16 protein-coding genes are annotated in these 22098 nt (G+C 71.7%); 9 read left to right on the top strand and 7 right to left on the bottom strand.

Annotated features, from left to right (window positions below; translation table 11 throughout):
* Positions 1 to 261: 261 nt before the first annotated feature.
* Positions 262 to 1110 (top strand): alpha/beta fold hydrolase, encoded by an 849-nt coding sequence (locus ABD817_RS11375; RefSeq protein WP_344917782.1) that lies wholly within the window; start codon positions 262 to 264, stop codon positions 1108 to 1110.
* A 290-nt stretch (positions 1111 to 1400) separates the two neighbouring features.
* Here the strand turns inward: ABD817_RS11375 and ABD817_RS11370 are convergent, their stop codons facing one another.
* The gene (locus tag ABD817_RS11370) at positions 1401 to 2027 is read right to left on the bottom strand and encodes a transcriptional regulator (protein WP_344917781.1); all 627 of its coding nucleotides are present in this window, start codon (positions 2025 to 2027) and stop codon (positions 1401 to 1403) included.
* 17 nt (positions 2028 to 2044) lie between these two features.
* On the opposite strand from ABD817_RS11370, the gene ABD817_RS11365 reads away from it, so the two are divergent.
* Positions 2045 to 3706 carry a pyruvate, phosphate dikinase gene (locus tag ABD817_RS11365; RefSeq protein WP_344917780.1) on the top strand — a complete coding sequence of 554 codons (1662 nt, stop codon included), beginning with the start codon at positions 2045 to 2047 and terminating at the stop codon, positions 3704 to 3706.
* Positions 3707 to 3834: 128 nt separating this feature from the next.
* Here ABD817_RS11365 and ABD817_RS11360 read toward each other — a convergent pair whose 3' ends face one another.
* Positions 3835 to 5031 (bottom strand): FAD-dependent oxidoreductase, encoded by a 1197-nt coding sequence (locus tag ABD817_RS11360; protein ID WP_344917779.1) that lies wholly within the window; start codon positions 5029 to 5031, stop codon positions 3835 to 3837.
* A gap of 830 nt (positions 5032 to 5861) precedes the next feature.
* Here ABD817_RS11360 and ABD817_RS11355 point away from each other — a divergent pair.
* Entirely contained in the window at positions 5862 to 8696 is a 2835-nt protein-coding gene (locus tag ABD817_RS11355; protein WP_344917778.1) for a glycosyl hydrolase, read from the top strand.
* Between the two features lie 6 nt (positions 8697 to 8702).
* On the opposite strand, the gene ABD817_RS11350 is transcribed toward ABD817_RS11355, so the two are convergent.
* Positions 8703 to 9680, bottom strand: coding sequence for an SCO6745 family protein (locus tag ABD817_RS11350; RefSeq protein WP_344917777.1), 978 nt, complete (start codon positions 9678 to 9680; stop codon positions 8703 to 8705).
* Positions 9681 to 9918: 238 nt separating this feature from the next.
* Between ABD817_RS11350 and ABD817_RS11345 the strand changes: the two genes are divergently transcribed.
* The 5 genes from ABD817_RS11345 (at position 9919) to ABD817_RS11325 (ending at position 16316) form a co-directional block, all read left to right on the top strand.
* On the top strand, positions 9919 to 11004 hold the full coding sequence (locus tag ABD817_RS11345) for a hypothetical protein (protein WP_344917776.1): 1086 nt from the start codon (positions 9919 to 9921) through the stop codon (positions 11002 to 11004).
* Positions 11005 to 11153: 149 nt separating this feature from the next.
* Complete coding sequence (locus ABD817_RS11340; RefSeq protein ID WP_344917775.1) at positions 11154 to 12110, top strand: TIGR03885 family FMN-dependent LLM class oxidoreductase; 957 nt, start codon at positions 11154 to 11156, stop codon at positions 12108 to 12110.
* 219 nt (positions 12111 to 12329) lie between these two features.
* Entirely contained in the window at positions 12330 to 13616 is a 1287-nt protein-coding gene (locus tag ABD817_RS11335) for an MFS transporter (protein ID WP_344917774.1), read from the top strand.
* Between the two features lie 83 nt (positions 13617 to 13699).
* Positions 13700 to 14956: an amidohydrolase family protein gene (locus tag ABD817_RS11330; protein WP_344917773.1), complete on the top strand. Its 1257-nt coding sequence runs from the start codon at positions 13700 to 13702 to the stop codon at positions 14954 to 14956.
* 196 nt (positions 14957 to 15152) lie between these two features.
* Complete coding sequence (locus ABD817_RS11325) at positions 15153 to 16316, top strand: M20 metallopeptidase family protein (protein WP_344917772.1); 1164 nt, start codon at positions 15153 to 15155, stop codon at positions 16314 to 16316.
* 43 nt (positions 16317 to 16359) lie between these two features.
* Here the strand turns inward: ABD817_RS11325 and ABD817_RS11320 are convergent, their stop codons facing one another.
* On the bottom strand, positions 16360 to 17331 hold the full coding sequence (locus tag ABD817_RS11320) for a D-isomer specific 2-hydroxyacid dehydrogenase family protein (RefSeq protein ID WP_344917771.1): 972 nt from the start codon (positions 17329 to 17331) through the stop codon (positions 16360 to 16362).
* Positions 17332 to 17620: 289 nt separating this feature from the next.
* Between ABD817_RS11320 and ABD817_RS11315 the strand changes: the two genes are divergently transcribed.
* Positions 17621 to 19177 carry a serine/threonine-protein kinase gene (locus tag ABD817_RS11315; protein WP_344917770.1) on the top strand — a complete coding sequence of 519 codons (1557 nt, stop codon included), beginning with the start codon at positions 17621 to 17623 and terminating at the stop codon, positions 19175 to 19177.
* A 45-nt stretch (positions 19178 to 19222) separates the two neighbouring features.
* On the opposite strand, the gene ABD817_RS11310 is transcribed toward ABD817_RS11315, so the two are convergent.
* The 3 genes from ABD817_RS11310 to ABD817_RS11300 all read right to left on the bottom strand — a co-directional run bounded on the left by ABD817_RS11310 (position 19223) and on the right by ABD817_RS11300 (position 22038).
* Entirely contained in the window at positions 19223 to 19984 is a 762-nt protein-coding gene (locus tag ABD817_RS11310) for an SDR family NAD(P)-dependent oxidoreductase (protein ID WP_344917769.1), read from the bottom strand.
* A complete protein-coding gene (locus tag ABD817_RS11305; protein ID WP_344917768.1) occupies positions 19981 to 21354 on the bottom strand; it encodes an MFS transporter in 1374 nt (457 codons plus the stop codon). The genes ABD817_RS11310 and ABD817_RS11305 overlap by 4 nt, the downstream gene beginning before the upstream one ends.
* 105 nt (positions 21355 to 21459) lie before the next feature.
* Positions 21460 to 22038: a TetR/AcrR family transcriptional regulator gene (locus ABD817_RS11300; protein ID WP_344917767.1), complete on the bottom strand. Its 579-nt coding sequence runs from the start codon at positions 22036 to 22038 to the stop codon at positions 21460 to 21462.
* Positions 22039 to 22098: the final 60 nt, after the last annotated feature.

The following is a 22098-nucleotide window of genomic DNA, read 5'->3' as shown; positions in this document are numbered from 1 at the left end:
AGTGTTGACCCGCACTACTATGCGCGCCTCGCCGCCTCGGCCGGTCGGTGACGTGCGATGTCCTCCCTGAGAGGAAGCGAGGTGTCCTCCCCGAGGGGAAGCGAGGAGGACGGTGGCGGCGGTGCGGCCCGCCACAGGAGGAGGCGCTCTTTCCCCGGGGTCCTGCGGGTGGGGATGCGAGAACGCATCCGTGGCTCCGGTTCTCTGTGATCGGCGAAGCGAGACGGACGACGATTTCGAGGAGGAACGACCATGCAGCCCATGAAGACGAACACCCTGAAGGTTCCCGGTGCGACCCTTCATTACGAGATCCGCGGCTCGGGGCCGACCCTGTTGCTGATCTGCGGCGGGATCTACGACACCGCGAGATACGCGGGTCTGGCCGAGCGGCTCGCCGACCGCTACACCGTGGTCACCTACGACCGGCGCGGCAACTCGCGTAGCCCCCTGGACGGGCCGCCGGAGCCGCAGAGCATCGAGGTGCACGGCGACGACGCGCACCGCGTGCTGGTGGAGGTGGGGGTCACCGCCGACGAGCCCGCGCACGTCTTCGGCAACAGCTCCGGCGCGATCATCGGCCTGGAGCTGGCCGCCCGCCACCCCGAGCAGGTGCGCACCCTGGTCTCCCACGAGCCGCCCCTCTTCGAGCTGCTGCCCGACCGTGACCGCTGGCGCGCCGTCATCCGGGACGTGGAGGAGGCGTTCGCCACGGAGGGGACCGGAGCCGCCATGCGGGCTTTCGCCGCCGGGTTCGACAGGACCGGCAGAGAGCACGAGGAGGCGGCCCCCCGCGGGGAGCGGGGGGAGCCCACCGTCGAGATGGCGGAGGCGATGGCGCGGATGGAGAAGAACATGGAGTTCTTCATCGGCTACGAGGTGTCGCCGTTCGTCGTATACCTCCCTGACGTCGAGGCGCTGCGGACCTCCTCGGCGCGCGTCGTGATGGTGGCGGGCGAGGACTCGGAGGGACAGCCGCCCTACCGGGCCTCCTTCGTCGTCGCCGAGCAGATCGGGGGGCGGCACGTGATGTTCCCCGGTGACCACGGGGCCTTCGGCACCCGGCACGAGGCGTTCGCCGCCAAGCTCGACGAGGTGCTTTCCAGCCCGTGAGAGAACGCGGCCCGGGAGGCGGCCGTGCGTCCGTGAGAGAACGCGGCCGTCTCCTGACGCCCCGATCCGGGAGGTGGCCGTGTGTCTGAGGGAGAACGCGGCTCTGACGACCCGGCGGCCCGGGAGACGGTCGTGGAGACGGACCGCTCGGGGGCTCCGCGCGCTTCACACGCCGTACGCGGCGGGCGAGGCGTGGCACCAAGCCCCGGCTGGTCGCGAGAACCCGGGAGACAGGGCCGATGAGTCGCGTCGCCCGGTGTGTCGTCGGCGCCGGGGCGGGCCAGGACGATTCAGTGGCGCGGGATGCCCAGGGTGACGAGCAGGTCTTCGTGGAGCTGGAACCACACGGTGTGGTACGACTCAAGATTGTCCGACAAGTAGCCCAGCTCACCGGCCCTGGCGCGTGCGAGCGCACCGGTGAGCCGATCCTGATACCGCCGGAACCGGAGCATCGCCGCGTACAGGCCCGCGCAGGCGACGTCGGCCCGCCGGTTGAAGTCCGCGAACCGGTCCAGGACGCGGGAGTCGTAGGCAGGGTCGGCGTGGTCGTTCGGTATCGCGACACCGTCGACGAATCGCATCTGCCACGCCGTGCAGAGATCCAGCAGCTCCGGGTTGAGCACGAGAAAGTCGTCGTACGCCTCGGCCACCACGGTTCGGGTGCCCGCCGCGTCCAGCTCGGCGGAGATCCGCTTGGCGTCCTCGGCGCGACCCGCCTCGGTGAGGCCCCACCCGCCGAAGTCACCCGCGGTGTGCGTGACGAGACCGGCCACCGCGAGATCGATCAGCTCGGATTCGACATCGGGCTCGGGGAGCCCCATCGCCTCGGACACGCGGGCGAGACCGGCGAACCCGACGCAGCGAAGCGTGTGGAGCGCGAGCAGGCCGGCGCCGGTCGCATGGGGTGGGTTCGGCACGTCGATATGCTACATCGATGGCCTGGATTCACCCCCTTTCTGGGGATGTGGAGGAGACCGCGAGCGTCCTCGGCGGCAAGGGTTACGGCCTTGTCGTGCTGCGACGGCTCGGGGTGCCCGTGCCTCCCGGGTTCGTCATCGGCACCGGGGCGTGTCGCGCCTTCCTCCGTGACGGGCGGTTTCCCGACGGTCTCGGCCCCGAGCTGGCGTTCGCCGTCTCCAGGCTTGAGGCCGCCACGCGACGGCGTCTCGGCGGCTCCGAGCGGCCACTGACGGTGTCGGTGCGCTCGGGCGGCAGCGTGTCGATGCCCGGCATGATGAACACGATCCTCAACCTCGGTCTCACCACCGAGACCACGGCCGGGCTGGCGGCCGAGACGGGCGACCCGCGCTTCGCGCTCGACTCGCGCCTGCGGTTCCTGTCCGGTTTCGCCTCGGCGGTCTTCGGCGTGGAGCCGGAGAGCCTGGAGGCCGTGGCGCGCGAGGTCGCCGGACGTGGCGTCGGCGACGAGGAGACACGTCTCGCCGAGGTGATCCGAGGCGTCGAGGCCCTCGTCGGCGGACCGGCCGGAGGCTCGGTGCCGGACGACGCGACGGAGCAGCTGGAGCCGGCCATCCGGGCCGTGTTCTCGTCCTGGGACACGCCGCGCGCCAGGACCTACCGCGAACTGCACGGCATCCCGCACGAACTCGGCACGGCCGTCATCGTGCAGGCCATGGTGTTCGGGAATCGCGACGACCACAGCGGCACCGGTGTCGCGTTCAGCCGCGACCCCAACACCGGGGAGCGCGTCCCGTTCGGTGAGGTCCTCTTCGGCCGCCAGGGCGAGGACGTCGTCTCCGGGAGGTCGGCGACCCGGCCACTGGCCGAGCTGGCCGGACGAGAGCCGACGGTGTGGGCCGGTCTCATGGAGGCGATGAACCGGATCGAGGAGTACTACCGCGACACGTGCTATGTGGAGTTCACCTTCGAGGCGGGCGAGCTGTGGATCCTGCAGACGCGGCCCGGCAACCTCGTCGGGCGCGCCGCCGTCCGCGTCGCGGTCGACCTGGCGGACGCGGGCGTCGTCGATCGCCGCGAGGCGCTGCTCCGGGTCTCTCCGCACCACCTTCGCCACGCCCGTACGCCCCGGGTGGAGACGGCCGACGCGAGTGACCTCCTCACCCGAGGGCTGGGTGCCTGCCCGGGGGTCGCGGTCGGCAGGGTGGCGACCACCGCCGACAGGGCGGCGCGGATGGCCGCCGGTGGCCCGGTCATCCTGGTCCGTCCGTACACCTCCCCGCTTGACATGCACGGCCTGGCCGCCGCCGCGGGAGTCGTCACCGCCCGGGGCGGACCGGCCAGTCACGCCGCCGTCGTCGCGCGGGCGATGGGCAAACCCGCCGTCGTGGGAGCCTCGGATCTCACGGTCGACGTCGCCGCCGCCTGCGTGCGAGCCGGTGGACGCACCCTCCCGGAGGGCACGCTCATCACCATCGACGGGACCGGCGGAGAGGTCCTCGTCGGCGGCCACCGCCCCGCCACGGCCACGGCCGACTCCCACCTGCACCGCCTGCTCGAATGGGCCGACGAGGTCTCGGGTGACGGCTCAGACGGCTCAGACGGCTCAGGCCGAGACTCGGGCCGCGACGAGGTGGAACGCCTCACGGCGGCCCGCGCGGTCCTTCTGGACACCTGACGCCGTGACCGGAAACGGTCATCGGACCCGACTCCTTGGCCGGATAGCGGGTCAGCACGGTCACCGCGCCCTTCAACGACGCGTACACCGACCAGCCCGGCCCGGTGACGAGGGCGCGGGGCGGGTTTTCAGGTGAAGCGGCGCAGGGCGAATCGGGGGTGGGGGACGGTGCGGCCGAGGGCCAGGTCGGCGGTCATCTGGCCGATCAGCGGGGCGAACTTGGCGCCGTGGCCCGAGCAGGGGGAGGCGATGACGAAGGGGCCGACGCGGTCGAGGATGAAGTCGTCGTCGGGGGTGACGGTGTAGAGGCAGCTCGCCTCGGCCACCGGAACCGGGTCGAGGCCGGGCAGCCACCTCCGGACGTGGGCGGCTACCGCGGCACGGGAGGCCGGGTCGACGACGCCGTCCCTGGTGGAGGCGGTGGCGGGTTTACCCGCGTCGTGCTGGGCGACCTTCACCGCGGGCAGGGGGCCGCCGTCGCCGCCCGAGGGAAGCCCGTAGATCTGCGTGTCGCCGTCGTGGATGAAGACGGGCCAGGCGGCTTCCGGGTAGCGCGAGCGGAAGTGGAAGACCTGCTGCTGGGTCACCCGCAACGGGGGTAGTCCCAACGGCACGCCGAGCGGTCCGGCGAGTTCCGGCAGCCAGGCGCCCGCGGCGACGACGACGGTGGCGGCGGTGACCTCCGGGCCCTCGCCGCTCTTGGCGATCCTGGTGCTCTCTGTTCCTTCGGTTACCTCCACGCCTTCTGTGCTCCCGGTGGCCTCGGTGTGCAGCCGGACGCGCCCGCCGGGCAGGGACTCCGCGCCGGTGAACCGTACGCCGGTGATCACCCGGGCGCCCAGCTCGGCCGCCCGGCCCACTGCAGCGGCCACCGTCGCGTCGGCGTCGACCGTACCCGCCTCCGGGTGGTGCAGCGTCGGCCCGTCGAAGCGCATGAACGGCCACCGCTCGGCCGCGGCGCCGGGAGAGAGCAGCTCGTGCGGCACGCCCGCCTCCGCCAGCAGCCGGGCGATCCCCTCGGGGTCGCGCCCGGCGCCGAGGTCGAGGCCGCCGGTGACGCGGAGCAGCGCCGCCCCGGTGTCGTTCTCCAGCTCGCGCCAGCGCTCCCCGGCCAGGCCGGTGAGGCGCACGTACTCCGGGTCGGCGTAGGCCCGGCGGTAGATCCGCGAGGTGCCGTGCGAGCTGCCGCGCCGGTGGCCGATGTCGTACGCCTCGATGAGGGTGACGGCGTGTCCGCGACGGGCGAGCTCCCACGCCGTGGCCGAGCCCATCAGCCCGGCGCCGATCACGGCGAACTCCGTCTCGATCCGGCCGGGGGTGTTCATCGGCGGCTGCTCCCTTCGAGGGGGAGGATTCACGGGCCGTTGCCCGCAATCCAGGAGGCGCCGGCCAAGGGCACCCTGTCCATGGCCGCCGACTCGATGGTAAGCGCCGCCGGATCGCCGGGCTCCAGGTGGTCCGACGGTTCAGGGGGTCGGGCTCTCCATGGGGGGTGATTCCATGGGGGTGATTCCGGATGGACGAGCGAAACGGCTCCGGCGCCTTCTCGCGGGAACGGCGATCGGGGGACGCCGATCGGGAGACGGTGATCGGGCGGGGGCGAGCGCGGCGTTCCGCGCCTTCGGGGGCTCGGGCTCACCGCTCTTCACGATGGCGGGCCGGGGGTGGGGCGGGCATACCGCCAAGGGGTGCCGGGCACCACCGTCATCGCGTGGCCGCGCGAGGGGCGGGCACCGCCAAGGAACCGACCGGCGGTGAACGTCGATCAGTTAAGAGAGCGCTCTCAGATCAGGATAGAGCCATTTCTTGATCGTCGGCCAGGGAATCGACGCGGGATGGGCGTGAACGAGGGGGCACCACCGGATGGTGGAACGCCCTATTTTCTGTGCTTACGCCCTCTCGCCTGCACCTCTGTACTTTACCTATTCGTTACCAACGCGAAACATTGACTGCCGTGACGCAGCCCGTTACTTTTCGGTGAGAGAGCGCTCTCTCGCATCGGCCCGCTTCAGAGCCCGATTCCTCTCCCCGGAGGCACCCCCCAATGGATCCCTTGATCCGGACCACGGGTCCGGACAGTGCGCACCCCAGTGAAGGACGACTCGCCCGTTCGGCGGCCCGTCTCAGGACTCGACGACGGAGCCTCGCCGCCGGTGTGGTCGTCGCGATGGTGGCCGGGCTGTTCGGCCTCGGCGCCGCCCGCTCCGCCGAGGCCGCCACGGTCGGCGCCGGCAGCTACGCCGACACCCTCCCGGCCGGCCGCTCACTGCCGGCCGGCTGTGGCTCCATCTCCACCAACCCCCGCCAGTGGGTGACGGCCAACGCCCCCACCGGGGCCGTGCCCACCAACGACTGGTGGTCGTCGCTCCTCTACAAGAGGACCGACTGCGCCTACAGCGAGCCGCTCCACGCCCACCCGATCTCGTACGACACCTTCGGCAACGGTCTGGGCTTCTCCTACAACACCACCCCCGCCATCAGCGGCACCGCGACCGGCGTCGGCGAGTACCACTACCCGTACGTCGAGAACATCCGCGTCGGCGTCGCGGGCCTGAGCTCGCCGGACGTCAAGGTCGACGGCTGGAGCGACTGGACCGTCACCCCGTACTGGAGTGGCGCGGGCCGGACCATGAAGGCGACCATCGGCCACGGCCTGCCGTTCGCGTACTTCCAGGTCACCGGGGGCGACGCGCAGATCACCACCGCGGGCACCCCCACGGTGTGGTCCAACAGCGGCGCCACCATCGGCTTCACCGCCGGTGGCCGCGACTACGTCGCCTACGCGCCGACCGGCGCGACCTGGTCGGTGAGCGGTACGACGATCAGCTCCGCCCTGGCGGGCAGGGGCTTCTTCTCCGTGGCGGCGCTCCCCGCGGGCGGCGACCGCGTGGCCCTGGCCAACACCTACGGCCAGTACGCGCACGCGCACGTCACCGGCACCCGCGTCTCGTACACCTACAACCAGGCCGCGAGCTCGCTCACCACGACGTACGCCTTCACCACCACGGCCAGGCAGGGCGCCCAGACCGGCACGGTCATCGCGCTCTACCCGCACCAGTGGAACTACCTGACCGGTTCGACGCCGCTGGCGCAGACTTACGTGTCGGCGCGCGGGCAGATGAAGATCGTCACCGGTACGCAGTTCCAGACGACGATGAAGTACACCGGCGTGCTGCCCGAGATCCCCGCGGTGGCCGACAGCTCCGGCGCGGACCTCACCACGATCACCAACCAGCTCAACGCCGAGCTCGGCAACCCGATGGACATTCGGGGCGACGACACCTACTGGACCGGCAAGGGCCTGGGCCGGGCCACCCGCATCGCGGAGATCGCCGACCAGCTCAACCTGACGTCGGTGCGCACCGCCGCGCTGAACGCGATCCGCGCCCGCCTCAACGACTGGTTCACCGCCACGCCGGGCAAGACCAGCCGGGTCTTCTACTACAACCCGAGCTGGGGAACCCTGCTCGGCTACCCGGCCTCCTACGGCTCCGACCTGGAGCTCAACGACCACCACTTCCACTACGGCTACTACATCGCCGCCGCCGCGACGCTGGCCAAGTTCGACCCCAACTGGGCGAAGACGAGCCAGTACGGCGGCATGGTGGACCTGCTGATCCGCGACGCCAACAACTACGACCGGAGCGACACCCGCTTCCCGTACCTGCGTGACTTCGACATCTACGCGGGCCACGACTGGGCGGCCGGGCACGGCTCGTTCGGCTCGGGCAACAACCAGGAGTCGTCGTCGGAGGGCATGAACTTCGCCAACGCCCTCATCCAGTGGGGCCAGGCCACCGGCAACACCACCGTCCGCGACGCGGGCATCTTCATCTACACGACCCAGAACGCGGCGATCCAGGAGTACTGGTTCGACGTGCGCAACCAGAACTTCCCCGCCGCCTTCGGCCACAGCACGGTCGGCATGGTCTGGGGCAGCGGCGGCGCGTACGCCACCTGGTTCAGCGGCGAGCCGGAGATGATCCAGGGCATCAACATGCTCCCGATCACCGGCGGGCACTTCTACCTGGGCGACAACCCCGCCTACGTGAACACCAACTACGCCGAGCTGGTCCGCAACAACGGCGGGCCACCCACGGTGTGGCGGGACATCCTGTGGCAGTTCCAGGCGCTGGGCAACGGTGACGCGGCCCTGGCGAACCTGCGCGGCGCCGGCGCCTACACCCCGGAGGAGGGGGAGAGCAGGGCGCACACCTTCCACTGGATCCGCAACCTGGCCGCCCTCGGCACGGTGGACGTCTCCATCACCGCCAACCACCCGCTGGCCAAGGTGTTCACCAAGAACGGGGCGCGCACCTACGTCGCGTCCAACATCACCGGCAGCGCGCTCACGGTGAACTTCTCCAACGGGACCGTGCTCAACGTCCCGGCGGGCAAGACGGTCACCTCCGGCGCCTTCACCTGGAGCGGCGGCAACGCGGGCGGCGGCACCACGAACCCCAACCCGACGCCCACCCCGACCCCCACGCCCACCCCGACGCCCACGCCGGACCCGGGTGGCTTCGCCGCGACGCGCTACCTGCAGAGCGGCGGCGGGCTGCCGGGCACGGCGGGCGCGGCGGGCAGCGTCGCGGTGGCCGCCGCGAACGGCAACCACGACGGCGTCCCGACCAACGCCCAGGTCTTCACCGCGACCGGCCTCACCGCCAACCACAACGGAGGCGCCACCACGTTCGACCTCTTCGTGGACGCGGGCACCTCGGTCGCCAACGGCACCCAGGTCCGGGTCTCCTACGACCTGACCGGCAACGGGAGCTGGGACAGGCTGGAGACCTACGGCTACTTCGCCACCGACCCGGTGACGGGCTGGGAGCACTACACGCAGGGAACCGGCCCGCAGTCCTCCTCCGGCACGCTCGGCAACCTGTCGAACGGCCGGGTGAGGGTCGAGGTCTGGAACGCCATCGGCAACGGTGCCGTCAACCTCGGCGTCGGTAACCAGTCCGTCGTACGGCTGCCGTTCGGCTGATCCCCCTCAGCCGATCGGTGATGAGGCGGCCGGGAGCGTGAGCTCCCGGCCGTCCTCGCCTGCCGCGGGTGGCCGAGGCAGGCCGATCGGGTTCAAGTGCGGCAGGACACCCGACTCCAGGACGGCCATGGCCAGCGGGTGGAGCAGCAGGGCGAGCGCGGAGGTGCGCTCGTCTCCCAGGGCCCGCCAGGGGACGGCGGCGGCCTCGTCGGTCAGCCGCTCGATCCGCCCGCGCTCCCGCGCGCCCTCGGCCGTCAAAACGCCGGAACCGTCGACCCACCCGCGCTCGCGCAGGGCGGCGGCACCGGCCTCCCACTCCGCGTCGTCCCAAGGCCGTGCCAGGCGCAGCTGGTCCAGGTCCGTCTCGCCCGACGCGACCTTGAGCAGGTGGGACTGGACGGGGGAGACGCCGTGGGCGACGAGGGCGGCCACGTGCCCGTCGCCCCGGTGCTCGCGCAGTGTGGTCACGGCCTGCCAGAGCAGCAGGTGCGGCTCGTCGGGCGCGGGCAGCGCCTGGTTGGCCGCGCCGAGCACCCGGCCGGCGGTGTCGGCGAGCCCGGCCGCCTCCCAGGCGAGGTCCGCCGCCGCGCGCAGGTCGTCAGAGCCGATCACCTTGTCGGTGAGCAGGTTCCGCAGCGCCGCTCCCGCCCCGTCGAGCCGGGCGCGCAGCACGTCGCCGGGGGTCGCGAACGTCCACGCGTCGGGCAGCGCCCTGGCGACCCTGGCCGGGGGGAAACCGTGGAAGGCCGCCGTGACGACGCCGGGGCCGACCGGCCCGAGAGGCGCCGCCCTGGCCGCGAAGTACCCCATCCAGAAGCCGCGCATGCCGACCGCGTCGGCCGCCGCCCGAGCCTCGGGGGCGAAGTAGGTGACGGCGTGCAGGGGCTCCAGCAACTGCCACATGACACGCGGAACGTTTGGTTCTTCGGGCTCCGGCACGGTCTCACACCCCGTCTCGTGGATCCTGGCGGATCGGCTGCGCATGTTCATACGGTACTCGGCGGAACGACCGGAAGATCTCTCGATGAGAGAGCTGTCATCTGGTCCGAACCCTGACCTGATCAGGGAAGACAAGGTCATCTCACCTGTCAGGTTGGGTCTTCTCAAGGGGGGACGGGCGGGTTATCAAGAGCTCAGGACGAACTGTGATTCCAGACATTCCCAGGTGCTGGTGCCACGGTCGCGTCCGATCGCCCCACCCCCCGAGCCGATGGAGTACGGCATGCGGCAGTTACGAAGAGTTATGTTCACGGTCCTGTGTGTCATCGCGATGCTCGCCGCGAGCGTCGTCGCGGTGGCCACGGGCGCGCAGGCCTCCGTCCCCAATCGGTGGGGCTTCGCCGTGGTCAACGTGACCTCGGGCATCCCCGACCCCAACCACCAGGCGGGCAGCTGGGGGCCGGGGTTCAACGTCAGCGTCACTCCCGGCGGGGTCGGGCAGACGTTCGTGCGGTTCCCGCAGATCGCGATCACCGGCGGCGTGGTCCACGTCACGGCGATCTCCGACACCGCCTACTGGTGCCAGGCGCAGAACTGGGGGCCCTCGGGCCCCGACCTGGTCGTGGCGGTGCAGTGCTACCGGTACGGAGGGGCTCCGGTCTTCACCCCGTACAGCATCGTCTTCGAGCAGAGCACCGGCCTGCTGCCCGCACCGCAGGCGTTCGGCTACGTGCACTACAACGGCGGCGGCATCACCAGCCAGTTCAACTCGGCCGGGGCGGTGAACACGGTCGGCGGAGGCGCGGGCGTCTGGACGGTCAACCTGCCCGGCCTGGGTTCCTCGGGCTTCGCGGGCAACCTCCAGGTCACCGCGGTCAACCCCAGCCAGCCCGCCCGCTGCAAGGTCGGCGCCTGGGCTCCGAGCGTGGGCGCGCAGGCGGTCCAGGTGCGCTGCCACAACGCGACGAACGTGCCGCTCAACACCGGATGGACCCTCACCTACCAGCGTGAGCGCGCCATCACCGGCGCGGCGATCCCGCCGAAGAACTTCGCCTACACCTTCGACAACACTCCGGCCAACCCCGGCCCGTACGCGCCGGTGCCCCCGCCCGTGAACTACAACTCCCAGGGATTCGTGAACACGATCCAGAGCTCCGGCCTCGGCCAGCGCCTGGTGACCTTCCCGGGGGTCGGAGTCCTGCAGGACCAGGTCCAGGTCACCGCGTACGGACCCGGCCCCGAGTTCTGCAACCTGCAGACCATCTGGAACACCAGCGGAGGCAACGCGTTCGTCCGCAACGTCGTCTGCTACAACGCCGCCACCCGGGTCAACCAGCCTTCGCTGGTCACCTACACCTCGGCCTTCTGAGGTCCCGGCGCGGTACCGCCCGGAACGCCGGGCGGTACCGCGCTCGCTCGTCCTTCTCGCGGTCGCGAGCTTCCCGATGGCCGTCCGGCGGCGCCGGAACACCGGGTGGTACCGCGCTTGCCCGTCCTTCTTCCGGGTAGCCGAAGACGATGGCGACTTATGGCTTCCATTCCTCACACGAGCAGATCCATCCGGCAGAACTCCTGAAAGCGGTCACGCGGGCCGAGCAGGCGGGGTTCGCGGCGGCGATGTCGTCGGACCACTTCTCCCCGTGGAGCGAGCGGCAGGGGCAGTCGGGGTTCGCCTGGTCCTGGCTGGGCGCGGCGCTCCAGGCCACGAACCTGCCGTTCGGCGTGGTCAACGCCCCCGGCCAGCGCTACCACCCCGCGATCATCGCCCAGGCGATCGGCACCCTCGGGGCGATGTTCCCCGGGCGCTTCTGGGCCGCCCTCGGCACCGGCGAGGCGAGCAACGAGCACATCACCGGTGACCACTGGCCGCGCAAGGAGCTTCGCAAGCGGCGGCTGCGGGAGTGCGTCGACATCATCCGGGCGATGCTGGCGGGGGAGGAGGTCAGCCACGACGGCCTGGTGACCGTCGACCGCGCCCGGCTGTGGACCCGCCCGGACGTCCCCCCGAAGCTGGTCGGCGCGGCGGTGAGTGTCGATACGGCCCGCTGGTGCGCGGAGTGGGCCGACGGCCTGATCACCGTGGGAGGTCCGGTCGACCGGCTGCGCGAGGTCATCGGCGCCTACCGGGACGCCGGAGGCAAGGGCAAGGTGGCGCTCCAGGTCCACCTCAGCTGGGCCGAGAGCGACGACGAGGCCATGGCCATCGCCCACGACCAGTGGCGGAGCAACGTCTTCTCCCCGCCGGTCAGCTGGGACCTCGAGACCGCCGAGCTCTTCGACGTGGTCTCCGCGGACGTCTCGCCGGAGAAGGTCGCCGAGGCCGTCAACGTCTCCTCCGACCTGGGCTGGCACGCCGCCAGGATCAACGAGTACGCGGAGCTGGGGTTCGAGGAGATCTACCTGCACCACGTGGGCCAGGAGCAGGCCGCCTACATCGACGCCTTCGGCGCGAAGGTCCTTCCCCAGCTGCGCTGACGCCGTCGCACGGCCGGGGGGAACGACGCGAGCGGGCTTCCCGCCCACTCGGACCCCCGGCTCCTGGTTCCCGGCACCCGGTCCCCGGCTTCCGATGCCCGATGGCCGGTGGCCGGGTGACCTGGCGGTCCTTCGTGCCGGGGGTGGGTGTGCCGCCGTGCCGGCCCGCCCCGTAGTGTGCGGGACGGCCAGCCCCCCAGGGAGAGACACGCACCACCCATGACGACGTACGACCACACCCGCCGCGCCTGCTACACCGGATATGTCACCCAGGCCATCGTCAACAACCTGGCCCCCCTGCTCTTCATCGTGTTCCAGACCCGCTACCAGTTGCCGCTGGAGATGCTCGGGCGCCTGGTGCTGCTCAACTTCGCCACCCAGCTGGTCACCGACATCGTGGCCGTGAGGTTCGTGGACCGGACCGGCTACCGTGTCCCGCTGGTGCTCGCCCACGTCCTGTCCGCGCTGGGACTGGTGCTGCTGGCGGTGGCCCCGGCCGTGTCGCCCTCCCCGTACCTGGGACTGTGCGTCGCGATCGTCGTCTACGCCGTCGGAGGCGGCCTGCTGGAGGTGCTCGTCAGTCCCGTCGTGGACGCGCTGCCCAGCCCGCAGGAGGGCAAGGCCGCGGCGATGAGCCTGCTGCACTCCTTCTACTGCTGGGGACAGGTCGCCGTGGTGGCGGGCAGCACGCTGCTGCTCGCCTGGATCGGTCAGGACGCCTGGCAGGTCCTGCCCGTCGCCTGGGCGCTCGTCCCGCTGGTCAACATGGTGGCGTTCCTGAGGGTGCCGCTGCCCGCGACCGTGCCCGACGAGCACCGTACCTCCCTGCGGGCGCTCTTCGGGGCTCCCGCGTTCGCCGCCGCCGTCGCGCTGATGCTCTGCGCGGGCGCGGCCGAGCTGACCATGTCGCAGTGGTCCTCCCTCTTCGCGGAGGAGGGGCTGGGCGTCTCCAAGGTGTGGGGCGACCTGGCGGGGCCGTGCCTGTTCGCGGTCCTGATGGGGATCGGCCGCATCGTCTACGGCCTGTGGGGCGAGAGGATCCCGCTGGTGCCCGCGATGGCCTCGTGCGGCGCGCTGGCGACCGTCTGCTACCTCGTCGTCTGCCTGTCCTCCAACCCGGTGGTCAGCCTCATCGGCTGCGCGGTGTGCGGCCTGGCCGTCAGCCTCCTGTGGCCGGGGACCTTCAGCCTCGCCTCGGCCCGCTTCCCCCTCGGCGGCGCGGCCATGTTCGGCGTGCTGGCCGTCTTCGGCGACGCCGGTGGCGCGGCCGGTCCCTGGATCGCCGGGGCCGCCGCGGACGCCTCCGCCGCCGCCGGAGGGCTCCTGACCACCCTGTCGGCCGCGCTGCCCGAGGACGGCGGCTCCGGTCTGCGCACCGGCCTCCTCGTCGCCACCGCCTTCCCGCTCGCCGTCGTCGCCCTCACCCTCGCGTACGCCACCCGGGGGAAGGGCGCGGGGACGACGGGCGAGACGCCCGGTGGGGTGGAGCGTCCGATCGGCGGGTGAGCCGGATGGGACATCGGGGCATGACATCCCCTTTTCAAGGGCATCTCGTATCCCAGCGGCGCCCATTCGAGGAGTGTTCCACCATGATCCCGGCACCCATGGACTCCCCGGCGAGGGCCGGGTCCCTGGGGCATGCGACCGGGGCGGCGGAGCCCGGGGTTCCGGGACGCGCGACGGGGACGGGGACGGCGGGGGAGGCCGGGGCCCTGGAGCGTGCGATCGAGGAGATACCGCTGGTGGACCACCACGTCCACGGCGCCCTGGACGGCGACCCGTCGCGGAGGCGGTTCGAGGAGCTGATCACCGAGTCCGACCGGCCGGTGCCCGCCTGGATGACCCAGTTCGACTCGCAGCTCGGCTTCGCCGTCCTGCGGCACTGCGCGCCCGTCCTCGGTCTCGACCCGCACCCGGACCCGGAGACCTACCTCGCCCGCCGCGCCGAGCTCGGGGCCGGGGAGGTGAACCGGCGCCTGCTGGCCGCCGCCGGAGTCGGCCACTTCCTGCTGGAGACCGGCTACGGGGGTGAGGAGATCCTCGGCCCGGCGCCGATGGCGGCCCTCACGGGGCGGCCCGTCGAGGAGGTCGTCCGGCTGGAGTCGGTCGCCGAGGGGGTCGTCGCAGGGGGAACGGACGCCGCCGGGTTCGCCGCCCGCTTCGAGGCGGCCCTGTGGGAGCGCACCCGTGCGGCGCGCGGCCTGAAGAGCGTCGTCGCCTACCGGTACGGGCTCGACGTCGACCCCGCCCCGCCCGCCCCGGCCGAGGTGGTGGCGGCGGCCGGACGCTGGCTGCGGGAGTCGGAGCGGACCGGGACGATCCGTGTCGGTGACCCGGTGCTGCTGCGCCATCTCATCTGGACGGGCATCGGGCGCGGGCTGCCGCTCCAGTTCCACACCGGGTACGGCGACCCCGACCTCGACCTGCGCCGCTGCGATCCCCTGCTGCTGCGCGGCCTCATCGAGCTCGCCGAGCCCAGGGGCGTCCCCCTGCTCCTGCTGCACTGCTACCCGTACCACCGCAACGCCGGTTATCTCGCCCAGGTCTATCCGCACGTCTACTTCGACGTCGGGCTGGGCGTGAACCACACCGGGGCGCGCGGTGTGGCCGTCGTGGCCGAGAGCCTGGAGCTCGCGCCGTTCGCCAAGATCCTCTTCTCCTCGGACGCCTGGGGGCCCGCGGAGCTCCACCACCTGGGCGCCCTGCTCTGGCGCCGCGCGATGACCCGCGTCCTCGGGGGGTTCGTCGCGGACGGCGAGTGGAGCGAGCCGCAGGCGGTCCGGGTCGCCACCATGATCGGCGCGCGGAACGCCCGTCGCGTCTACGGCCTCGGAGAGACCGGGTGACCGGGTGACCGGCCTCGGGGCCGGCGACGAGAACGACACCACGTACCACTTCACCCACGTCCCACTTCACCCACGTACCACCAGAACGGCACCACGCACAGCAGAGGGAGATCCATGATCGGCACTCACGTCCGCGCACTCGCCGAGGAGGACGCGTGAGGGGCAGCCACGACGCCCACCGGTTCGGGGAGGGGCGATGAACGAGATCCACGAGCGGCTCCGCGCCGCCCTGCACGCCGAGCTGCCCGCAGCCTTCCAGCTACGGCGGGAACTGCACGCCGAGCCGTGCGTGTCGGGGAAGGAGGAGCCGACGCTCAAGCGCGTGCTGGACGCATTGCCCGAGGGCGACGAGATGGAGCGGGTGGCCGTGACCGGCGCGCTCCTTCGCGTCGGCGGCGAGGGTCTGGCCGTCGGGGTACGCGGGGAGCTGGACGCCCTGCCGATCCCGGAGGAGACGGGCGTGCCCTGGGCCTCGCGCAACGGCGCCATGCACGCCTGCGGCCACGACGTGCACCTCGCGGCCCTCGTCGCGCTGACCCGGGCGGTCGACCGCGTACGGGCACCGGCGCCGATGGTCGCGGTGCTGCAGCCGCGCGAGGAGACCCACCCCTCCGGCGCCCGCGACATCGTCGACTCGGGCGCGTTGCGCAGGAACCAGGTCGGCGCGATGATCGCGGCGCACGTCCAGCCGGTGCTCGGCGCCGGTGAGACGGCCTGCACTCCCGGCGCGGTCAACGCCTCCTCCGACGAGTTCACCGTCATCGTCCGGGGGCAGGGCGGGCACGCGGCCTATCCGCACCTGTCCCGCGACCCGGTCCTGGCGCTCGCCCAGATCATCGTGGCCGCGCAGCAGCTCGTCAGCCGGGACGCCGACCCGATGACGCCGACGGTGGTCACCTTCGGGACCGTGGCGGCGGGCTCGGCCCCCAACGCGATCCCGGGGCAGGCCGCCGCCCGCGGCACCCTCCGTACGATGTCGGAGCCCTGGCGTCACCAGTTGCACCACCGCTTCCGCGAGGTCGCCGAGGGCGTCGCCCGCGTCCACGGCTGCGAGGCGGAGGTGCGGATCACGAACGGGGAGCCGGTGCTCGTCAACGACGCCCGCCTCGCCGAGGAGACCGGCTGCATCCTCGTCGACGTCGCCCACCACATGCCCGCCACGTTGCGCTCCTGCGGTGCCGACGACTTCGCCCACTTCGCGTCGGTCGTGCCGTCGCTGATGCTGTTCGTGGGCACCGACACGGCGTCGGGGCTGCACAGCCCGTACTTCCTGCCCGGAGACGAGACCGTGACGGCGGTCGCCGAGAGCCTGCTCGCCGCCTACCTCGCCGCCGCGCGGGTGATCGGCGCGGGTATCTGAGCGGGCGTTCCGGGCATTCGGCCGAAATCCCCGGAACGCCCGCTCAGTAGCCCGCGGAGGGGTCGATCACCCCCTCCAGCGGGCGGCCCGCGCGCAGGTTGGCCACGTTGCGCTCGACCCGCTCGCAGAACATCCGCCTGACGTAGTCGGCGGAGTCGGCGGAGTGCGAGGTGATGAGCACCCTGGGATCGGCCCACAGGGGGTGCCCGTCGGGGAGCGGCTCGGGATCCGTCACGTCCAGACCGGCGGCGGAGATCGTGCCCGCGTCGAGGGCCTCGACGAGCGCGCCGGTCTCGATGTGCGCGCCGCGGGCGACGTTGACGACGACGGCGTGCGGCGGCAGCAGCGCGAGTTCGGCGGCGCCGACGACGTGCCGCGTCTCCGGCGTCAGGGCGAGGGCCAGCACCAGGAGGTCGGTCTCGGGAAGCACGGCGGGCAGCGCCGGGGGCGGCAGTGTCTCGTCGCTGCCCTCGACCTTCTCGGGACTGCGGCGGATCACCCGGATCCGGCACTCGAACGGCCGCAGGAGGCGGACGAGCTCGGTGGCTATGCCGCCGCCGCCGAGGATCGTGACCCTCCGGCCGTGCAGCGACCGGGGGTCCACCGGAGACCAGGCCGGTGTCCGCGCCTGGCGGGAGAGGCCGCGCAGGCAGGCCAGCATCAGCATCAGCGCGTGCTCGGCGACCTGCCCGGCGAACGCCCCCTTGGCGCAGCTGAAGACCACCGGGCGGTCGAGAACGCCGGACGTCGTGAACTTCTCCACCCCCGCCCAGGGGAACTGCACCCACTCGATCCGGGGATGGGCCTCCAGCGCCGCCCCGAGCAACTCCGGCTCGCCGGGGATGAGCCACACCAGGCCGTTGGCCTCGTCGAGCGGGACGTTGGCGCCGCCGCCCCGGGACACGGCCTCCTCGACCCCGCTCCGCAGGCGGTCGAGGTCGGTGCCGGGGGAGCCGGGGCGTCCGTGGGACGTCCCGGTCTCCGTGGACGGGGCTGTCGCGATGCGGGCTTCCATGAACGACATTCTGTCGTAGCCCACCTGCGGCGTATCACCGGCCCGGGGGTGATCCCGCCTCGCCGGTCACTTCCCGGAAGCCCGGAAGTAACCCGGGAATTGACCGGTATCACGCGAGCCTGTGAAAAAGCCGAGTCGCGGACGCGCGACGCATTCGGCGCTCTCTTCCAGGATGAAGCAATCCATCCGCGAGGCGGTGACCTGGCGAAATATCCGCTCAAAGCGATGTGACTCCGAGAGCGCTACATTTTCCTGGGGAAGACGGGGCATTTCTGGAGGGCGCATCGTTTTGGACAGAGGAACGATCATCGGTGGCCGTTACGAGTTGGATCCCCTGTCACGCCGTTCCGGCGGAATGGGAGAGGTCTGGTTCGGCTACGACAAACGCCTGGATCGGCAGATCGCCATCAAATTCATCAAAGCCGACAGGTTTCCCGATGGCCGCCGTGACGAGGAACTGGCCAGGCGTTTCGTCCGTGAGTCACGGATCACCGCCCGGCTGGAACACCCGGGGGTGCCGACCATCTACGACTGCGGACCGCACGGTGACGACCTCTACATGGTCATGCAACTCGTCAGGGGGTGTTCCGTCTCGACGCTGCTCGACGAGACGGAGGTGCCGGTGGCCTGGGCCGTGGCGATCGCCGCCCAGGTGTGCTCGGTGCTGGCCGTGGCCCACGCCAACTCGCTCGTCCACCGCGACCTCAAGCCGGGCAACCTGATGCTCTGCCCCGACGGCACGGTCAAGGTCCTCGACTTCGGTATCGCCGCCGCGCTCGCCTCCACGGACGCGACGAACCTCACGAGGACGGGCGAGGTGCTCGGCACCCCGGCGTACATGGCGCCGGAGCAGGCCATGACCGGAACCGCGGGGCCGCGCAGCGACCTGTACTCCCTCGGCGTGATCCTGGACGAGATGCTCGCCGGGAACAACCAGTTCGCCGCGCCCACGGCGCTGGCCTCGATGCGCAACCACACCGACGTGGCGCCACGGCCGCTGCGCGCGAGAAGGCGGGACGTGCCCGAGGGGCTGGAGCGGCTCGTCCTGTGGTTGCTCGCCAAGACGCCCGAGGAGCGCCCGGCGAGCGCGGACGTCGTCTACGAGCGGCTGCTCGGCTTCTGCCGCGAGCTGCCGCCCTTCCCGGGCTACGTCAACCTGGACACACCCCATCCGGTGCGCATGTACGCCACCGTCGTCGGGCGCATCCCCTCCCCGCTGGCCGACAACCGGCGGCCCGCCCATCCGGTGCGGCCGACGCGGATCAGGCGCGCCGCGGGACTGGCGCAGCTCGAGCGCGCCGACATCGAGCGCGCCCGCAGGGACGCCGGCCTCCTCAAGGCGGAAGCCCGTTTCGGCCAGGCGGCGGACCTCCTGGCCGAGGTGGTCGGGCCCGCCGCGGGCTCCTTCGGCTCGACGAGCTCCGCCGTGGTCGACCTGCGGATCGAGCTCGCCGAGGCCCTCTTCCTCGGCGGTGACTACCGCAGGGCGGCGCCCGAGTTCCATCGGCTGGCGGCCGACGTCGCCAGGGTCGAGGGGCCGGACAACAACCTCGCCCTGCGATGCCGGCTGATGGAGGCGGGGTGCAACGCGGCGATCGGGGAGACGAACCTCGCCCTGACCCAGCTCCGGCGGCTCCTGGCCGACGAGAAACGGTTCGGCGCGGACGAGGAGCGGATCCTCGAACTCCGGAGCCGGATCGGGATGGTGGAACTCGACGCGGGCAACAGGGGGCGGGCCAAGCGGGTGCTGGGCGAGCTGCTGCCGGACCTCGAACGCCTCTACGGCCCGTACCACCACAACGCGGGAAAGGTCCGTGCGATCCTCCAGGGGCTCGCCGACCGCTGACGTGCTTGGGGGCGGGCAGGGCGCCGGTCGGCCCCGGGTTTGTGATCAGGCGGTGGCGCCGCCGTCGATGACGAGGTCGTGGCCGACGGCGAATCCGGACTCGGGGGAGGCGAGCCACAGCACGGTGGCGGCGACCTCGTCGAGCGTGCCGACCCTGCCGAGCGGAATCGACGGAGCGATACGGGCGTCGCGTTCCTCGCGGCTCTCGCCGGGCCGCGACGACATCGGGCCGTCGCTGGCTCCGGGGCTGACCGCGTTGACGCGGATCCCGTCGTCGATGTGGTCGAGTGCCGCGGCTCGGGTCAGGAAGCTCACGCCCGCCTTGGACGTGGTGTACGCGCTCGCCCCGGGAAGCCTGCGATGGGCGCCGATGTTGGAGGCCGTGTTGACGATCGCGCCCCCGCCGTTCGAGCGCATGTGCTGGATCTCGTATTTCATCGAGAGGAACACACCGGTCAGGTTGACGTCCAGCACGTTACGCCAGCCGTCGACGTCGAGGTCGGCGAGCGGAGCGGCCTGGCCGAAGATACCGGCGTTGTTGTGCGCGACGTGCAGGCCGCCGTGACGCTCCACGGTCGTCGCGACCATCCGGGCGACGTCCTCCCGCCGGGTGACGTCGGCGGTGACGAGGCTCGCCCGTCCGTTTTCGGCCTCGATCAGCTTGACCGTCTGGTCGAGGCTCTCCGCGTCACGTCCGGAGACGACGACGGTGGCGCCCTCGCGGGCGAAGGCCCGCGCGGTCGCGCGGCCGATGCCGGAGCCGCCGCCGGTGACGAGGACGACCTTGCCGATGAATCGAGCGGTCACGATGTTCTCCTTCTTGTGGGGTGTCTCTTGTCGAGAGGTGTTTCTTGTCGAGAGGTGCGCGGTAGCAGGGCCGCGATCGGGGCCATGAGGATGGAGGCGACAGCGGCGACGCCGAGCGCGAAGCCGTGGCCGGAGGTCATGTCACCGGCCTGTGACGTGGCCAGTGACACCAGTACGGCGAGGCCGAGGGAAGGTCCGATCTCCATCGCGGTGTTGACCACGCCACCGGCGAGCCCGGCCTGCTCGTCGGGCACGTCGGCGACCGCGGCCACGGTCGCCCCGGCGAACGTCAGGCCGATGCCGAGCGGCAGGACCAGCACTCCGGCGACGAGGGCGCCGTCGAACCTGCCGACCAGGGCGAGCCCGGCGGAGGCCGTGACCAGGCCGGTCGTGAGAACGATCCGGACGCCGAAGCGCCCCAGTAACCACCCGGCGGCCGCGCCCGTGCCGATCAGGACCGCGCCGTACGGCAGGAACGCGGCGGAGGTCAGCAGCGGGGACAGGCCGCGTACCCGCTGGAGATGGATCGAGAGGAAGAAGAAGCTGGTGGCCATGCCCGCCGAGCCGAGGACGATCGCCGCCAGCGCGACGGCCCTTCGAGGTGCGGCGAAGAACGCCGGTGGCACCAGAGGGGCGGCCATACGGGATTCCACGACGATGAAGGCGAGCAGCAGGGCGGCTCCGCCGACGAGCGGGCCGGACGAGCTCTCCACCAGCCCGTAACTCAGCGTCGAGAGCCCCGCCGTCACCAGTGTGGCGCCGAGGATGTCGACGCGGGCACGCCGTACCGGCCGATCGGCGGGGAGCAGCCGGGGTGCCGCCACGATGGCGACGGCGGTGGCGATCACCGGCACGCCGAACGCCCACCGCCATGACGCCCACTCGGCGAACACGCCGGACAGCAGCATGCCTCCGGTCGCGCCGATGCCCGCCAGGCCACCCCAGACGGCGGTGGCCCGTGCCCGCCGGTGAGGGTCGGGGAAGAGGACGCTGAGCAGGGCCATGGCCGAGGGGGCCGCGAGGGCGGCGCCGACGCCCTGGGCGAACCGCGCGGCGAGCAGCGGGGTGAGCCCGGGAGCCAGGGCGGCCGCGGCCGAGGAGATCCCGAACAGGCCGAGGCCCAGCATGAACACCCGGCGCCTGCCGTACAGGTCCGCCAGCCTGCCGCCGAGCAGCAGCAACCCGCTGAACGCCAGCCCGTACGCCGTGCTGACCAGCGCCAGGTCACCGCCGCCGATCCGCAACTCGTCCTGGATCGCCGGCAGGGCGACGGAGACGACGGTGATGCCCGAGATCAGCACGATCTGGACGGTGCCGAGCAGGGCGAAGCCGGGGGCGGTCGGCCGCGTGGGTGCGGGCGAGACAGTCACAGGCCCCTCCTTTCTAGACCGATCGTTCCAGTTTTAAGGCATGGAAGCCTCGCATATTCGAGGGCGTCTTACGGGTGTGGAAGCTCCGCGCCGGAGGAGGACGGGCTATTCGAGAACGCGCAGCGCCTGTGCGGCGGCGTCGTAAAGGCGCTCGGGGTCGCTGGAGCTCTTGCCGATGACCCGCATGCCCTGCATCACGGTGAGCAGGAACCGGGCGAGCGCCCGGGGATCCTTCTCCCCGGTGAGCTCGCCCTGGGCGCGGGCCCTGGTCAGCGCCGAGGTCAGCGTGGTCTCGATCGAATCCCAGTTGGACTCCACCCGCCGGGCCAGCGCGGGGTCGTGCGGCGCCACCTCCACGGCGGTGTTGACCACCAGGCACCCGCGGCGCTTCTCGTCGTGCGCGGACTCCTCCGCGAAACGCTCGACCAGCGCGCGTACGGCGGGCAGCACCGGCCCCGGTTGTGACAGCAGGCCGATGTAGTCGATCCCGTTTTGCAGGTAGCGCTCGTAGGCCTTCAGGTAGAGGTCGCGCTTGTTGCCGAAAGTGGCGTAGATGCTGGCTCTGCCGATCCCCAGGTGCTCGACGAGGTCGGCCATCGACGTCGCCTCGTACCCCCGCTGCCAGAACAGCTCCAGCGCCGCCTGCAGCGCCGCGTCGGGATCGAACTCCTTGGTCCTTGCCATACGGCAGAACCTACGGCTTTCTGGAATGAGCTGTCAAATAAGAGGTGGTGGGGGTGTGCC

This window comes from Streptosporangium oxazolinicum (assembly GCF_039537505.1).
GTDB classification, from domain to species: Bacteria; Actinomycetota; Actinomycetes; order Streptosporangiales; family Streptosporangiaceae; genus Streptosporangium; species Streptosporangium oxazolinicum.
This window is presented reverse-complemented; position numbering and strand designations above follow the sequence as displayed.

Bases quoted from the DNA above. Each gene is read 5' to 3' on its own strand.
- ABD817_RS11375 (WP_344917782.1), top strand. From the start codon at position 262: ATGAAGACGAACACCCTGAAGGTTCCCGGTGCGACCCTTCATTACGAG.
- ABD817_RS11365 (WP_344917780.1), top strand. From the start codon at position 2,045: ATGGCCTGGATTCACCCCCTTTCTGGGGATGTGGAGGAGACCGCGAGC.
- ABD817_RS11360 (WP_344917779.1), bottom strand. From the start codon at position 5,031: ATGAACACCCCCGGCCGGATCGAGACGGAGTTCGCCGTGATCGGCGCC.
- ABD817_RS11350 (WP_344917777.1), bottom strand. From the start codon at position 9,680: ATGCGCAGCCGATCCGCCAGGATCCACGAGACGGGGTGTGAGACCGTG.
- ABD817_RS11345 (WP_344917776.1), top strand. From the start codon at position 9,919: ATGCGGCAGTTACGAAGAGTTATGTTCACGGTCCTGTGTGTCATCGCG.
- ABD817_RS11340 (WP_344917775.1), top strand. From the start codon at position 11,154: ATGGCGACTTATGGCTTCCATTCCTCACACGAGCAGATCCATCCGGCA.
- ABD817_RS11335 (WP_344917774.1), top strand. From the start codon at position 12,330: ATGACGACGTACGACCACACCCGCCGCGCCTGCTACACCGGATATGTC.
- ABD817_RS11330 (WP_344917773.1), top strand. From the start codon at position 13,700: ATGATCCCGGCACCCATGGACTCCCCGGCGAGGGCCGGGTCCCTGGGG.
- ABD817_RS11325 (WP_344917772.1), top strand. From the start codon at position 15,153: ATGAACGAGATCCACGAGCGGCTCCGCGCCGCCCTGCACGCCGAGCTG.
- ABD817_RS11320 (WP_344917771.1), bottom strand. From the start codon at position 17,331: ATGGAAGCCCGCATCGCGACAGCCCCGTCCACGGAGACCGGGACGTCC.
- ABD817_RS11300 (WP_344917767.1), bottom strand. From the start codon at position 22,038: ATGGCAAGGACCAAGGAGTTCGATCCCGACGCGGCGCTGCAGGCGGCG.